Here is a 14,066-nt window from a genome sequence, read left to right on the forward strand (position 1 = left end):
CAGAAACTGTACTGTGGGACATGGCATGACGCTTTATCAGGCACTGGCAGATCGACTGCAGGGATTGATTCGTGACCAGGTCTACCCCGTTGGCAGCCGTCTTCCGGGTGTCAGGTTGCTCAGTGAACAGCATGACGTGAGCGTTTCCACGGCGGTGAATGCGTGCCGGGAGTTGGAGCAGCGCGGTGTGCTGGAGGCTCGCCCCCGCTCCGGTTACTACGTGCGCCAGCCTGCCCTGGCAAGGAAGCCGCCCCGGGTGGCCAGAGCAGGATACAAGCCGAGACGCATCACTGGTCAGGAACGGGTGTTGCAAATCCTGCAGTCGGTAAAGGATCCCGGTGTGGTGAACCTTGGTGCAGCGGTTCCCGCTCCGGAGTTCATGCCTGTGGCAGCCATGGAGCGGGTGTATCACTCGGTACTGCGCGAGGAGCGCCGTCGTTGCGTGGGTTACGAGTTTCCGCCGGGGGCGCCAGAGTTGCGCACCCAGATCGCGAGACGACTGGCGAGCCTGCAATGTGATGTGTCGCCGGATGAAGTGCTGATCACCAACAGCTGCCAGGAGTCGGTCTCCATCGCACTGAAACTCATAACGTCGCCCGGTGATACGGTGGCGATCGAGTCGCCCACCTACTATGGCCTGCTGCAGGTGATTGAGTCCCTCGGTTTGAAGGCGCTGGAAATCCCCACGGATCCGGAACAGGGCATTTCGCTGGATGCATTGAAGCTGGCGCTGGACAAGTGGGATGTGTCTGCCTGTGTGGTGGTCAGCAATTTTTCCAACCCGCTGGGAGTGTGCCTGACCGATGAGAAAAAGCAGGCGCTGCTGGCACTGTTGGGCAAGCACAAGGTGCCGCTGGTGGAGGATGACATCTATGGCGACCTGCCCCTTTCAGGACCCAGGCCGCGGCCACTGAAAAGCTGGGACACCCAGGGGCTGGTTTACTACTGTTCGTCGTCGTCCAAAACCTTGTCTGCGGGTATGCGGGTGGGCTGGCTGGTACCACCGTCTTCGCGACAGGAGCGGGCGGAATATCTCCAGTTCATCAATACGGTATCGGTCAACACGCCGGCTCAGCTGGCGCTGGCTCGCTACCTGGAAAAAGGCCGCTACGAACACTTTCTGCGTCAGTTGTGTGCAGAGCATGCCCGTGGAGTCGCACGCATGACAGAGCGGGTAACGCAACTATTCCCGATGGAGTCCCGGGTCAGTCGTCCCGCCGGTGGCTTTGTGCTGTGGGTGGAGCTGCCGGGGGAGATTGATACCACCAGCCTGCTGGAAAAAGCCCTGGATGCGGGTGTCAGCTTTGCACCGGGCGCTCTGTTTTCCGCGTCAGGAAAGTTTGCCAACTGTTTGCGAATGAATTGCGCTGTGAAGTGGGACAACGGGGTGGAGCAGGCGCTGATCACGCTGTCGAGGTTGTTGTGAGGAGTCAGAAGCGAGTTTTGAGTGACGAGTTTCGAAAGTCAAAACCTTCAGCCGGGAAGCCCGCAAGGATTTTGCTTTTCGCAACTCGCAACTCGCAACTCGCTAGCTGATTTTTGCTTACAGCAGCATGGTGCCCAGTACTTCGCGCTGGTCATCCTGGATCTTGATGACTTTGCCGTCTTCCTTGATCAGGGTATAGCTTTCTTCGACACCTTCGCTGGTGGCTACTACCGAAATAGAGCCATCGGCGTTGTAGGTCAGTTCAGCCTGGTTGCCAAGACCGTCGGTTACGGTTTCGGTGGTGCCTGCTACCTTGGCGCCTTCCTTGCTGATCGGGTTGGTGCCTGTCCAGAACTCGATGGAGTTGAAGATCACGATATCGCCCAACAGGGTCAGGCCATACACGGGCAGCCACCAGAAAACGAAGGAAATCCCCTGATTCACAAACTTGTTGCCAGTGGCGGTGGCGTTCCAGTCCTGTACGGTATCAAACAGGGCATTCTGGCCAAGACAGCCGGTCAGCATCATGGCACAGGCCGCGCTGGTAAATACTTTCTTCATGGTCTTCTCCTCAGAAAATAGGGTGCCTTCACCGGGCAAGACAGCAAAGGCTCTTTAGTAATAGCTCACTGGCTGAAAAAGTTCCATCCAGAGTGATGAAAAACCGTGAAGGATGTATCAACAAAAACGCCCCATATTGCGGGGCGTTGCTGCAAAAGGCGTGTTACTGCTTTTCCAGTTCGGCTAATTCTTTTTCGAAGAAAAACTGGTCTTCGCCAAAGGCTGGCTCCAGATGGTTGAGCCAAGTGGCGTCCGGGTTGTATTTGGCAAAGAAGGGACGCTGAACCCAATCGTGGTTTCGGCCCTGAATAAACCGCAGAGCGAACACTTTCTCGCCGTTAATTTCAGTCACTCCCTGAATTTCCACCTTGCCCGGGTGGCTGGACATGCCCGGGCCGCGGGCGGTTCGTGCAATTCCGGAAACTTGCTTCATGGCATCGCGGTAGATCGTCCAGGCTTTGGCCAGCGGGACTTCAAAGTAATGTCGTGCCCCGGTATCCCGCTCCACAAACATGTAGTAGGGAACAATGCCCAGCTCCACCTGGGTTTGCCAGAGGCGTGCCCAGTCATCGGCATTGTCGTTGATGTGGGCAAGCAGCGGGCCTTGTGAGCGAATGACCGCGCCGCTGGCACGCACCCGACGAATCGCTTCTTTGGCGATATCGGTTTCCAGTTCCTGCCAGTGGTTGTAATGCGCCATCAGGGCAAGATGCTTGCCGCTGGCACGGACATCGTCAAACAGGTCGAGAAGATCCTTGGCGTCATCATCGGAAACAAACCGGTAGGGCCAGAATGTCAGTGCTTTTGAGCCGATACGGATGGTGCGAACCTGCTCCAGCTGTAGCAGCGGTTCAATATGTGCACGCAGGTTTCTGGTTTTCATCACCAGCGGGTCGCCACCGGTGATCAGGACATCGGTAATTTCCGGGTGGGCCTGAATATACTTCTTTAGTTGCCCGGCTTCCCTGGCGGCGATTTTAAGATCGTTGTCGCCAATGAATTGAGCCCAGCGAAAACAGAAAGTGCAGTAACTGTGGCAGACCTGGCCCTGGCTGGGGAAGAACAGTACGGTTTCGTTGTACTTGTGCTGGATGCCATCGATTTTCTCGCCGTCTACTTCTGGCATGTTGTGTTCCAGCTGGCCTGCGGGGTGGGGGTTAAGGGCTTCGCGTACCTCCCTGACCACCGCCTTGATGTCGGCTTTGACCCCCCCGCGCATGGCGGTAGCGACCCGTTCGAAGTGTTCAGGTGCGAGCATGTCTTTCTGGGGGAAGGTGAGCTGGTAGATCGGATCATCCGGGACCCTGTCCCAATCGATCAGTTCATCAATCACATATTCATTCACCCGGAACGGCAGCACATTGGCGACTACCTCCATGGCGAAGCGTGTCTCTTCATCAAGACGGGCAAGCGGCTCGATCTTGTCGAGTTGCCGAGCGGTGTACACCTTGAAGCGGCGTGGCTCATCAAATGGCTGCGCCTCAACCTGATGCAGGGGGATAACCGTATTGGTCTCGGGCATTGTGATGTTCCTCCTCATGTGCCGATGCGGGCTCTGGAACGTTGATAGCAACGCCACAACACCGGAACACTGGCTGCCTAAACCAGCAAGATTATTGGGAAATGCAGATGGCCAGCGGCGGCAGCCGCTGAAAAAGAGCGCTGGGCTCATGCGCGCGCCAACGGGGGACGCGAAGGATTTGGGTAACAACGATGTCCAGCCATAGGGGACATCGATCACGGCCAGTTTGAAGGCCACGCTTTACCCAAAGAGGTCGCATTCTACTGAATGGCGACCTGATTCGCAAAAAACCTAGAAATTTCATGGGGTTCGGTTTCCCGTTTCGCCGGGCTTCTGTGCTATGTTGGCTGGAATGCCGGCCCGCCAAAGAGGCCGTGCTTGGCAGGGATCAGGGACTGGAGTGAGATGGGCGTCTGGATCAGCGACTGGCATCAGGGGTGGAATGATTGGGTAGATCGGCTGGAGCCGTTCTGGCCTCATATTGCTGCTGCCATCAGCATTGGTCTGGCCATTACTGTCACGGTTCACGTGACCCAGAACAAGCGTGACGCTCGTGCTGCCGCTGCCTGGACCGGCCTGGTATGGCTGGTGCCGGTGCTGGGGGCGATTCTGTATTTCATTCTCGGCGTTAACCGTATACGCCGCCGGGCCAGGCAGCTTACCGGTGGTTTGATTGATAGCGAGGATGGCTGGCGGGTAGCCGCAGAGCCAGTGCCAACCTGTGGCCACTTGCAGGAACTCAGCCGATTGGTGGGGCGTCTCACCCATCTGCCGTTGGTGGATGGCAATCATGTGGAGCCCATGGATGCGCCGGAAGCCTGGCGGGCCATGCTCAGTGCCATCGACAGCGCCACGGAAAGCGTCTATTTCGCGACCTACATTTTTGGCAACGACGCGGCGGGCAAGCCTCTTTGTGAAGCGCTTGAGCGTGCTGTACAGCGTGGGGTGAAAGTACGCGTATTGATTGATGGTGTCGGGGCCTTGTATTCCCTGCCGTCGGTGTTCTGGCGACTGCGGCGGCGCGGCGTGTTCGTGCAACGGTTCCTCTATTCTCTGGCACCCTGGCGGATGCCCTATATCAATCTGCGCAATCATCGCAAGTTTATGGTGGTGGATCGTCGTCAGGCGTTCACCGGGGGCATGAATATACGCGCGGGCTATATTCAGTCTCCGCCCACCATTACGGATCTGCATGCCCGGGTGGAAGGTCCGGTGGTGGGTCAACTACTGCGGAGTTTTGCGGCGGATTGGGTGTTCACCTGCGGTGAGGTGCTGGAGACAAGCTACAGCGGCCTGGCCCGGCGCGGAGACGTGCAGGCCCGGGGTATCAGTGCCGGGCCGGACGCGGACTTTGACAAGCGTCGCCTGACGTTGCTGGCGGCCATTGGCAGTGCCGAGAAGCGCATCCGCATTGTCACGCCCTATTTCGTGCCCGATCTGACCCTGTTGGCCACCTTGCAACTGGCCATCCTCAAGGGGGTGGAGGTGCAGATCGTGATTCCCCGCAAGAACAACCTGCGCATGGTGCACTGGGCCAGCCTGCATGCCCTGAGCTGGTTGGTGAAAGAGGGGGCGCAGCTGTACCTGTCCGCAGCCCCTTTCGATCACAGCAAGGTCATGACGGTGGATAGCCACTGGGTGATGCTGGGCTCGGGTAACTGGGATGCGCGCAGCCTGCGCCTGAATTTCGAATTTGATCTGGAGTGCTACAGCGACTCACTCTGTGAGCGGGTAGACCAGTTTGTGGACCGCCGTATTATGGTGGCCTCCCCCCTGGATGTGGAAGGGTTCAGGCAAATCGCCCCCTGGCGGCGGGTGCGTAATGCCCTGGCACACATGATGGAACCCTACCTTTAGGGTATACATGGCACTTTGCCATGATTATTGTGGTGCCTGTCACGCTACAGCCGCTATGGTATTCCGTCGCGCTGGCTGTCTCGCTAGAGTGCGTGCAGGTTCTCTTCCCGCTCGGGGGAATGGACGAGGGGCACCGGATCGAATAATGAAAAAAATCATCACACTTATCCTGCTGTCAGTAATGACGGTAATGGCACATGCCAGCGCAGCCGCTGAGGAACCGGCGTGGATCCTGGTAACGGATCGCGATGGCGTAAAGGTCTTCCGGCAGGATGAGAACAGCACACGGCTGAAAACCTTTCGGGGTATCGCCCGCATGAAAGTGGATGACTTCAAGGCCATTGGTGTGCTGATGGATGATTACGCCGCAGTCGCAGATTTCATGCACATGGTGTCCGAGATCCGTGATGTAAAGCGTTATGCCCACGACAAGCGTGACGTTTATATCACCACCCGTTTGCCCTGGCCCGTCAGCGACCGTGACGCACCGTTACGCGTGTCGTTCTATCAGGAGCCGGAGACATACGATCTGGTGATGCCCATCGAACTCAATCCGGGTATGCCTGAGCAGAAGGGCTATGTCCGCATGCCGCAGATGCAGGGCTATTACCGCTTTTCGCCAGTGGCACCAGGTGAAGTGGAAGTCACCATCGAAGTGATCCTGGATCCCGGTGGCGCCATACCTGCCTGGATTGCCAATATCATTCTGCGTGATATTCCGTACTTCTCTCTCAAGCGCCTGCGCCGTGTCATCAACCAGCCTCGATTCCAGGGCGTGGACACCGGCTATTATGAAGTGCCCAAAAGCTGGATCGAGGCTGAAGATGCGTCCGTGGCTAACGTTTCAGCGGAGAGCCCGGGCCCATCAACGCCCAGATAATCAGGCCAATCAGCGGCACGATGAGTACCAGCAGCCCCCAGAGCACTTTTGCCCCTGTTTCTGCGGATGACTGAATGATCATGACGATGGCATAGATCACCAGGGCCAGCTGTAACAATCCCAGTAGTTTCATGCGTCCTTTCCTCCGGTTTTTGACGTTACCAATGTAGACCAGCCGCAGAAGTGGGTAAATCCCGACATCCTGATCGGGGCGGCTTGGGTATGGGAGGGAAAGGGAAAATGGCGCCCCGAAGATGATTCGAACATCCGACCTAGCGCTTAGGAGGCGCTTGCTCTATCCAGCTGAGCTACCGGGGCATGGGTGCTGATTGTAAGGACTTTCGCCAATGGTGCCAGCGTTCGGGGCTCGGGTGACTATTTTTTCGACAGAATTGTGTTGGCAGCTCGCAGCACAAGCGCAATCCCCCGGCACCTCAGTAAAGTCGTCATGCTTTATTTCGTGCCTGTCTTCATTTTGTCGAAACGCGAAACCCGCTTCCTCCTTCACGTAACCTTTGCGACATCTGCGCATCCAATTGGTAGCATTGCGGAAACTCTGGTAGGTGAGATATGCAGGACACCCATGATCTTTTGGTGCGCAGCAGCACCGACTTCCCGGCACTGCGCCGACAAGCCACCTCGATACTGCAGGTCAACCTGGGGTATCTGTGCAACCTCAGTTGCGTGCATTGTCATGTGAATGCAGGACCAACCCGCACCGAGTTGATGGACCGGGAAACCGTAGACCTGGTGCTGGCGGTGATTCGTCAACGGGGTATTCAGGTGCTGGATCTCACCGGCGGTGCGCCGGAGATGAACCCCCATTTTCGCTATCTGGTGAGTGAAGCCCGCAAGCTCGGCGTGGAAGTGATCGACCGCTGTAATCTGACCGTGCTGCTTGAGGATGGTTACGAGGATATGGCTGATTTTCTTGCCGGGCAGCAAGTTCATATCGTCGCGTCATTGCCCTGTTATCTCGAAGACAACGTCAACAAGCAGCGTGGCAAGGGCGTGTATCAGGGCAGCATGGAAGCCATTCGCCGACTCAATGCCCTGGGCTATGGCGATACCCTGACACTGGACCTGGTGTACAACCCGACCGGACCCTCCCTGCCGCCGCCACAGGCTGCACTGGAGGCAGACTACAAGCGCGAACTGGCCGAGCGTTTCGGGCTGCGTTTCAACAGCCTGCTGACGATCACGAATATGCCAATCAGTCGTTTTGGCGCAGTGCTCCTGGCCCATGAACAGTTCAACGACTACATGCAGCTGCTGCGCGACAACTTCAATCAGCAGACGTTGCCCGCGGTCATGTGTCGAAGCACCATCAGCGTGGATTATCGCGGCTACCTGTATGACTGCGACTTCAACCAGATGTTGCACATGCCCCAGGGCAACCATGCCCGGCACCCGCATCTTTCCTCGTTGCTGGACGCGGATCTCGAAGGCGAATCAGTGTATGTGGCAGATCACTGCTTTGGCTGCACAGCCGGTGCCGGAAGCAGTTGCGGTGGTGCGCTGGGGTGACCACTGTCAGTGTGATCGTGCCGGTCCTGAATGAGGCCCACCAGCTGGCGGATGTACTGGCCAGTGTTCGCCGGGCACTGAAAGACGTAGACGAATTAATTGTGGTGGATGGCGGCAGCACTGATGGCAGTGCGGATATCGCCACGCGATTTGCGTCTGTGGTGCTGCATTCCCCGCCGGGCAGGGCGGTGCAAATGAATGCGGGAGCAGAGGCGGCTAACGGCAACTGGCTTTGGTTTGTTCATGCGGACAGCGAGCTGTTGCCATCACACCGCAAGGCCCTGGAAAGCTTGCCAGCTAACGCCCGCTGGGGGCGCTTTGACGTGCGTCTTTCCGGCCAGCAATTCATGTTCACCATTATTGCAGGGCTGATGAATATCCGCTCCCGCCTCACTGGCATTGCCACCGGGGATCAGGGCATTTTCGTTCGCCATGATGTGTTTCAGGCTTTGGGCGGTTTCCCGTCGCAGCCATTGATGGAAGACATTGCCCTTAGTACCGCTCTGCGCAAGCAGGCTCGCCCCTGCTGCCTGCGCCCCCGATTGGTCACCAGTAGTCGTCGTTGGCAACAGCGGGGCGTCTGGACCACCGTCTGGCTTATGTGGCGTCTTCGCTGGCGTTACTGGCGAGGTGAAGATCCGTCCAGACTCCATCAGGATTACTATGGGCGCTGAGCATGGCTGAGCCGACACAGGACCTGCTCATTGTGTTTGCCCGAGCCCTGAGGCCGGGCAAGGTGAAAACCCGGCTGATACCTGCCACGGGTGAGCAAGGGGCGCTGAGGGTGTATCGTCAGCTGCTCGAGAGTACCCTGAAGGCGGCCCGGACATTCCCCGGTGATGTTGAACTGTGGACTGATCAACCGGACGTTACCCTGGCGGCCATGGCTCGCCGTCGAGGCTGGGATTACAGGGTGCAGCAGGGGCATGATCTGGGCGAGCGCATGTCTCGGGCGATCAGTCAGGGCCTGGCGCATTACCGGCGCGTGTTGCTGGTGGGCAGCGATTGCCCGTTGCTGGATCGCCAGTATTTCGACACTGCGTTGAGAGCCCTGCGTCACCATGACGTGGTGTTCGGTGCCAGTGAGGATGGTGGCTACGTGCTGCTGGGCAGTGCCCACTCACTGATCTGGAAACGGAATCCATTCCAGGCGGTCCAATGGGGTACGGAGTATGCACTGGCAGACAGTCGAGAGGCGCTGCTGGGTCGTACCTCTGATGTGGCAATTCTCCCGGCACTTTGGGATGTAGATGAGCCTGACGATCTGGCTCGCGCGCTTGATGAAGGTCTGATTCAGCGATAAAAGGGCCTGATTCCTAGCCAAAAGTGCGAATACCTGAACTACTGCACATAAGATATATTTCCTAGATGGAAGAATAACTAGTCGTAAAGGATGACGGTAACGCTATGCAGGCCTCAGATACCCAAACAATCGATATGGACATCGTCGAAGAGCTGAAAGATGTGATGGGCGATGACTTTTCCCTTCTGGTTGAATCGTTTATACGCGATGGTCAGCAACGCCTGCAGGTCATGAAGGTGGCCCTGGACGGTCAGGATCAGGAGGCCTTGAGAGCGCAAGCGCATTCTTTCAAGGGCAGTAGCAGTAACCTGGGAGCTCTCCAGGTGCGAGATTACTGCCTGGCGTTGGAGACCCTGGCCTCCAGGGGGGAGCTGGCTGCGGCACCCGCCGAGATGGAAAAGCTGGAGTCCGCATTCCTGAAGGCTTCTGAGGCGCTCAAGAGCGTTTGAGCTAGCCCCTGCTTGAAACAACCTGGACAAAAAAAACCCTCTTCCAAAAGTGGGGTGGAAGAGGGGGGTTGTGAGCGCTATTTCTAGCGCCTTGGGGGGATACTGGCTGAGCCTTGGGGTTACCCTCAGCTCATAGGATTAATGCTAGCGATTAGTGGTCCGGGCTGCTGTAAAAACGGGTGAGAAATTGTAAAAACTTGGCGGCCTTTTACCGGCTGCGTGTAGCCACCCCTGCCTATAGCGGCTGAAGGGGGAACCACGTCACTCTTTCTTGTAAGAGATCTCTTACAAACCTGTAGGAAATTCCCGTCAATTTGCCCTGATTTTGCCCGAAGGAAAGATTTAACTAATTGAAAAGTATGGCTTTTCGTTCGGTGGGCATTTTTTCGCCATACTTTTAATCTTTTTTTTACCCAAAAGCTAAAAACGCGTTGATATAGTGGAAGCGTGTTCAGGGACAAGAGCACAGGGACAAGCAGGGAACGCAAGACACGGAAGTCACGGTGAGCGCAAAAGGGTCAGGATGACTCGACGCAAAAAGGGCGGCAGGATGCCGCCCTTTTATTTTGTCTGCAGAAAAGCTGCAGAGTGCTGCGCCTGAGTTAACTCAAGACGCAGACTGACAGAAGGAAGGCCTCAGCCTTCCCACTCCCGAACCAGCTTCTCTCGCTTGTTCGGCACACCGTCCCACTCTTCAGCATCGTCCGGTGCATCTTTCATTTCGGTAATGTTCGGCCATTTCTCCGCCAGTTCCGCATTGATTTCCAGGAACTCCTGCTCACCGTCGGGCAGCTCATCCTCGGAAAAGATTGCGTTAACCGGACACTCCGGCTCACACAGTGCACAGTCGATACACTCGTCCGGGTGGATAACCAGGAAGTTCGGGCCTTCGTAGAAACAGTCTACCGGGCACACTTCCACACAATCGGTGTGTTTGCAGTTAATGCAGTTTTCACCTACTACGAACGTCATAGCCTGTCCTCGCCAGGTGTCTTGTTTTGTACAGCATCAAGCCACTGATAATAGCAGCTTTTATGCGGTCTCACTCGGGGTGGCGCTAGTCTAGCGGTATGGCCTGAGGCAGGCAAACGAAGACTTGATATAAGGTTATAGCCCGGCCTGTCCGTAAAGCACACCGTAGCCGGGCTATTCTCCCTGCGCGGGGGCCGCCCAATCGAGCCGGGCCCCGCAGAAAGGGAGCCGGTATTAGACCAGCCCCTTCAACGTGTAGAGCGCTTCCAGCGCCTGCTTCGGAGTCAGATCATCCGGGTCCAGCTCGGCCAGCGCCTGCTCGGCGGCGCTGGGTTCGGCAAACAGGCTCGCCTGTGCTGGCGCTACTGCCGGGGAGCGGGCAGCGGGGATCACCGTGGGCGGCGCATCGTTCACGGTCAGGGTCTGACCCGCTTCCAGCTCGCGCAGCTTTTCACCGGCTTGCTGAATTACGCCCGCCGGCACCCCGGCCAGCTGGGCCACCTGCAGACCATAGCTGCGGCTTGCCGGTCCTTCCTGTACCCGATGCAGGAACACGATACGGTTGTCATGTTCGCTGGCGGTGAGGTGGGCGTTATAGATGCCGGGCAGCTGCTCCGGCAGCTGGGTTAGCTCGAAATAGTGGGTGGCGAACAGGGTGAAGGCCTTGAGGTTGCGGGCCAGGTGCTCTGCCGCCGCCCAGGCCAGACTCAGGCCATCGAAGGTGCTGGTGCCGCGGCCAATTTCATCCATCAGCACCAGGCTCTTGGCGGTGGCGTTATTGAGGATGTTAGCGGTTTCCGACATCTCTACCATGAAGGTGGACCGACCACCGGCGAGATCATCGGAGGAGCCAATACGGGTAAAAATGCGGTCCAGGTTGCCGATACGTGCGCTGGCCGCCGGGACGCAGCTGCCCAGGTGGGCGAGCAGGGCAATCAGGGCGGTCTGGCGCATGTAGGTGGATTTACCCCCCATGTTCGGGCCGGTAATGATGACCATGCGGCGGGCATCATCCAGGTGCAGGCTGTTGGGCACGAAAGCATCGTCCAGTACCTGTTCCACTACCGGGTGGCGACCATCCACGATCTCGATAATGGCCTCCTCGTCCACCAGCTGGGGGCGCACCCAGTTGAGGGCCTCTGCACGCTCGGCCAGGGCGGCCAGCACATCCAGCTCGGCCACGGCAGCGGCGCAGCGCTGCAGCGGATGCAGGTCGGCGGCCACTTTTTCCAACAGCTCCTCATAGAGCCGTTTCTCCAGTGTCAGCGCCTTGCTGGACGCGGACAGGGCCTTATCCTCGAATTCCTTCAGTTCCGGCGTGATGAAACGCTCGGCATTTTTCAGGGTCTGGCGACGCTGGTAATCCACGGGCGCATCGTCCGCTTCCCGGCGGGACAGCTCGATGTAGTAGCCATGAACCTTGTTGTACTTCACCCGCAGGGTCGAGAAACCGGTGCGCTCGCGTTCACGGGTTTCGATATCCACCAAGATCTGACCCGCGTTCTCGCTAATGGAGCGCAGCTCATCTAGCTCCGGGCTGTAGCCGGGGGCAATCACACCGCCGTCGCGGATCAGCATGGGCGGATTCTCGATCACCGCCCGGCCGAGAAGTTCTACCTGTTCCGGGAACTGGCCAATCCGTTCGATCAACTCATAAAAAGCATCGCAAGCGGGCAGAGTGCCGACCAGGGCTGGCAGCGATTTCAGGCTGGCGTGCAGGCGAGTCAGATCACGGGGGCGGGCAGAGCGCAGTGCCACCCTGCCCAGGATCCGTTCCATGTCGCCGATGTCGTTGAGCACCTCGCGGGTGGATTCAAAACACCATCCCTGGCGCAGCGCTTCGATCTGGTCCTGACGCTGATGGAGCGTCGTGCGGTTACGCATGGGCTGATGCACCCAGCGCTTCAGCTGGCGAGCGCCCATGGCGGTCTTGGTGCTGTCCAGTACCCACGCCAGCGTGTGTTGCTCCTGGCCATCCAGGGTTTCGGTGAGTTCCAGGTTGCGACGGGTGGCGGCGTCCATGGCCACGGTGTCATCAAAGCTTTCCACCGTCAGCCCGGTGACATGGGGAAGTTCACCACGCTGGGTTTCCTTGGCATAGCCCAGCAGCGCACCAGCAGCAGCGACGGCTACCTGTGTGGGTTCGCCCAAGCCGGCCAGATCCTGCACCTGAAACTGCTGGCACAGCTGGCGGCGGGCGGATTCTTCATCGAACTCCCAGTCCGGACGCTTGCGACTACCGGTTTTGTCCGCCCAACGACCAGGCAAGGTGCGGTCTTCACTGTAAAGCAGCTCGGCTGGGGACCAGCGCTCCAGCAACGCCTGCAGTTGCTCGCTACCCTCTACCTGCGTTACTACAAAACGGCCGGCTGCCACATCCAGACTGGCGCAGCCATACAGGCCCCTGTCTTCATAAAGCGCGCACAACAGATTGTCGCGGCGTTCTTCCAAAAGCGCTTCGTCACTGACCGTGCCTGGGGTGACGATGCGTACTACCTTGCGCTCCACCGGCCCTTTGGCCAGCGCCGGGTCGCCAATCTGTTCTGCAATGGCCACGGATTCACCCAGCTTCACCAATCGGGCCAGATAACCCTCCGCCGCGTGATAAGGGATCCCCGCCATGGGAATCGGCTTGCCGGCACTCTGGCCGCGCTGGGTCAGAGTAATATCCAGCAGCCGCGAGGCCTTCTGGGCATCGCCAAAGAACAGCTCATAGAAATCCCCCATGCGATAGAACAGAAGCTGATCCGGGTGTTCAGCCTTGATGGCAAGGAATTGCTGCATCATCGGCGTATGTTGGCTCAGGTCCGCGCTCACGCTTCCTCCGGGGTTTCAGTGACAGAAATCAAAGGAGGGATGATATAGGGATTGGGGGAAGGAATCATGGGGGGAGAAAGAGAATAGGGGAAGTTGCCGGAAGGCGTCTTTACTGTTGGAGTTGGACGTCCTGTGATGTTGCTTATGGGCAGGCTCGTTTGTCCTTACCTGGATGGGAGTGGAAAAGAAATGTCTGGAAAGAAGTCACACAGCTGGGTGCCTGGTGATGTGGTTGGCGTACCGCTTGATGATCGAGGTTTTGCTTATGGACGCATCCGTGAACATGGAGTGGCCTTCTACGACTTTTTCACACAACGCCTTGAGAATGACCTGGGCCTGATCATCAGCCATGACATCGCTTTTTCCGTTGTTGTTCACAGGTCAGCGTTACGCCGCTGGGAAAAGCTGGGGTCTGTGTCGCTGGAGAATCATCTGGAAGGCTATATCCGAAATTTCAGGCAGGACATCCAGTATCCGGAGCAATGTGTGGTCATGAATGAAGAGGGCCAAGAATTCAGCGCATCACCCGAAGAGTGTATTGGTCTCGAACGTTCTTCAGTATGGGAGCGGACTCACGTCGAGGATCGGTTGAAAGATTGTCGGGACGGGCGGGAAAATGTCTGGGTGAGCATGCTCAGCGTTAAGTTGGTATGAGCGAGGGGGATTCGGGGTTGTGTGACGCGCGTCACACTGATCCAAATTCTTGCATAAAGCTCGACTGTTTTGATATACCTTGCGCCCACCATTAGGAA

At 57.7% G+C, this 14,066-nt stretch carries 13 protein-coding genes and 1 tRNA gene; 8 read left to right on the forward strand and 6 right to left on the reverse strand.

Going from position 1 to position 14,066, the window contains the following annotated elements:
* Positions 1-25: 25 nt before the first annotated feature.
* Positions 26-1,426 carry an aminotransferase-like domain-containing protein gene (locus GFN93_RS08350; RefSeq protein WP_153500492.1) on the forward strand — a complete coding sequence of 467 codons (1,401 nt, stop codon included), beginning with the start codon at positions 26-28 and terminating at the stop codon, positions 1,424-1,426.
* 117 nt (positions 1,427-1,543) lie between these two features.
* On the opposite strand, the gene GFN93_RS08355 is transcribed toward GFN93_RS08350, so the two are convergent.
* Positions 1,544-1,987 carry a DUF3332 family protein gene (locus GFN93_RS08355; protein ID WP_153500494.1) on the reverse strand — a complete coding sequence of 148 codons (444 nt, stop codon included), beginning with the start codon at positions 1,985-1,987 and terminating at the stop codon, positions 1,544-1,546.
* A gap of 163 nt (positions 1,988-2,150) precedes the next feature.
* Entirely contained in the window at positions 2,151-3,509 is a 1,359-nt protein-coding gene (locus tag GFN93_RS08360) for a KamA family radical SAM protein (protein WP_153500496.1), read from the reverse strand.
* 378 nt (positions 3,510-3,887) lie between these two features.
* Between GFN93_RS08360 and GFN93_RS08365 the strand changes: the two genes are divergently transcribed.
* Together GFN93_RS08365 and GFN93_RS08370 are read left to right on the forward strand one after the other, a co-directional pair.
* Entirely contained in the window at positions 3,888-5,366 is a 1,479-nt protein-coding gene (locus GFN93_RS08365) for a phospholipase D-like domain-containing protein (RefSeq protein WP_235901740.1), read from the forward strand.
* 145 nt (positions 5,367-5,511) lie between these two features.
* Positions 5,512-6,246: an START domain-containing protein gene (locus tag GFN93_RS08370; RefSeq protein WP_153500498.1), complete on the forward strand. Its 735-nt coding sequence runs from the start codon at positions 5,512-5,514 to the stop codon at positions 6,244-6,246.
* Here GFN93_RS08370 and GFN93_RS08375 read toward each other — a convergent pair.
* Together GFN93_RS08375 and GFN93_RS08380 are read right to left on the reverse strand one after the other, a co-directional pair.
* On the reverse strand, positions 6,203-6,379 hold the full coding sequence (locus GFN93_RS08375; protein WP_153500500.1) for a PLDc N-terminal domain-containing protein: 177 nt from the start codon (positions 6,377-6,379) through the stop codon (positions 6,203-6,205). The genes GFN93_RS08370 and GFN93_RS08375 overlap by 44 nt on opposite strands.
* A 108-nt stretch (positions 6,380-6,487) precedes the next feature.
* Positions 6,488-6,564, reverse strand: a tRNA-Arg gene (locus GFN93_RS08380).
* A gap of 252 nt (positions 6,565-6,816) precedes the next feature.
* On the opposite strand from GFN93_RS08380, the gene arsS reads away from it, so the two are divergent.
* From arsS to GFN93_RS08400, 4 genes are all read left to right on the forward strand, one after another.
* Complete coding sequence (gene arsS / locus GFN93_RS08385; protein ID WP_153500502.1) at positions 6,817-7,773, forward strand: arsenosugar biosynthesis radical SAM (seleno)protein ArsS; 957 nt, start codon at positions 6,817-6,819, stop codon at positions 7,771-7,773.
* Positions 7,770-8,447: a TIGR04283 family arsenosugar biosynthesis glycosyltransferase gene (locus GFN93_RS08390; RefSeq protein WP_328594416.1), complete on the forward strand. Its 678-nt coding sequence runs from the start codon at positions 7,770-7,772 to the stop codon at positions 8,445-8,447. The genes arsS and GFN93_RS08390 overlap by 4 nt, the downstream gene beginning before the upstream one ends.
* Before the next feature lie 2 nt (positions 8,448-8,449).
* Complete coding sequence (locus tag GFN93_RS08395; protein WP_153500506.1) at positions 8,450-9,076, forward strand: TIGR04282 family arsenosugar biosynthesis glycosyltransferase; 627 nt, start codon at positions 8,450-8,452, stop codon at positions 9,074-9,076.
* 134 nt (positions 9,077-9,210) lie between these two features.
* Positions 9,211-9,525 carry an Hpt domain-containing protein gene (locus GFN93_RS08400; protein ID WP_235901742.1) on the forward strand — a complete coding sequence of 105 codons (315 nt, stop codon included), beginning with the start codon at positions 9,211-9,213 and terminating at the stop codon, positions 9,523-9,525.
* A gap of 636 nt (positions 9,526-10,161) precedes the next feature.
* Here the strand turns inward: GFN93_RS08400 and fdxA are convergent.
* Positions 10,162-10,497: a ferredoxin FdxA gene (fdxA, locus tag GFN93_RS08405; protein ID WP_153500508.1), complete on the reverse strand. Its 336-nt coding sequence runs from the start codon at positions 10,495-10,497 to the stop codon at positions 10,162-10,164.
* Positions 10,498-10,731: 234 nt separating this feature from the next.
* Positions 10,732-13,284: a DNA mismatch repair protein MutS gene (gene mutS / locus GFN93_RS08410; protein ID WP_153501901.1), complete on the reverse strand. Its 2,553-nt coding sequence runs from the start codon at positions 13,282-13,284 to the stop codon at positions 10,732-10,734.
* A 219-nt stretch (positions 13,285-13,503) separates the two neighbouring features.
* On the opposite strand from mutS, the gene GFN93_RS08415 reads away from it, so the two are divergent.
* On the forward strand, positions 13,504-13,968 hold the full coding sequence (locus GFN93_RS08415) for an Imm26 family immunity protein (RefSeq protein WP_194285775.1): 465 nt from the start codon (positions 13,504-13,506) through the stop codon (positions 13,966-13,968).
* The last annotated feature ends 98 nt before the right edge of the window (positions 13,969-14,066 follow it).

This window comes from Alcanivorax sediminis, assembly GCF_009601165.1.
Taxonomy (GTDB): Bacteria; Pseudomonadota; Gammaproteobacteria; order Pseudomonadales; family Alcanivoracaceae; genus Alcanivorax; species Alcanivorax sediminis.

Excerpts from the sequence above, each read along its gene's own strand:
- GFN93_RS08350 (WP_153500492.1), top strand. The coding sequence starts at position 26 with ATGACGCTTTATCAGGCACTGGCAGATCGACTGCAGGGATTGATTCGT.
- fdxA (WP_153500508.1), bottom strand. The coding sequence starts at position 10,497 with ATGACGTTCGTAGTAGGTGAAAACTGCATTAACTGCAAACACACCGAT.
- GFN93_RS08360 (WP_153500496.1), bottom strand. The coding sequence starts at position 3,509 with ATGCCCGAGACCAATACGGTTATCCCCCTGCATCAGGTTGAGGCGCAG.
- mutS (WP_153501901.1), bottom strand. The coding sequence starts at position 13,284 with ATGATGCAGCAATTCCTTGCCATCAAGGCTGAACACCCGGATCAGCTT.
- GFN93_RS08395 (WP_153500506.1), top strand. The coding sequence starts at position 8,450 with ATGGCTGAGCCGACACAGGACCTGCTCATTGTGTTTGCCCGAGCCCTG.
- GFN93_RS08355 (WP_153500494.1), bottom strand. The coding sequence starts at position 1,987 with ATGAAGAAAGTATTTACCAGCGCGGCCTGTGCCATGATGCTGACCGGC.
- GFN93_RS08415 (WP_194285775.1), top strand. The coding sequence starts at position 13,504 with ATGTCTGGAAAGAAGTCACACAGCTGGGTGCCTGGTGATGTGGTTGGC.
- arsS (WP_153500502.1), top strand. The coding sequence starts at position 6,817 with ATGCAGGACACCCATGATCTTTTGGTGCGCAGCAGCACCGACTTCCCG.
- GFN93_RS08375 (WP_153500500.1), bottom strand. The coding sequence starts at position 6,379 with ATGAAACTACTGGGATTGTTACAGCTGGCCCTGGTGATCTATGCCATC.
- GFN93_RS08400 (WP_235901742.1), top strand. The coding sequence starts at position 9,211 with ATGGACATCGTCGAAGAGCTGAAAGATGTGATGGGCGATGACTTTTCC.
- GFN93_RS08370 (WP_153500498.1), top strand. The coding sequence starts at position 5,512 with ATGAAAAAAATCATCACACTTATCCTGCTGTCAGTAATGACGGTAATG.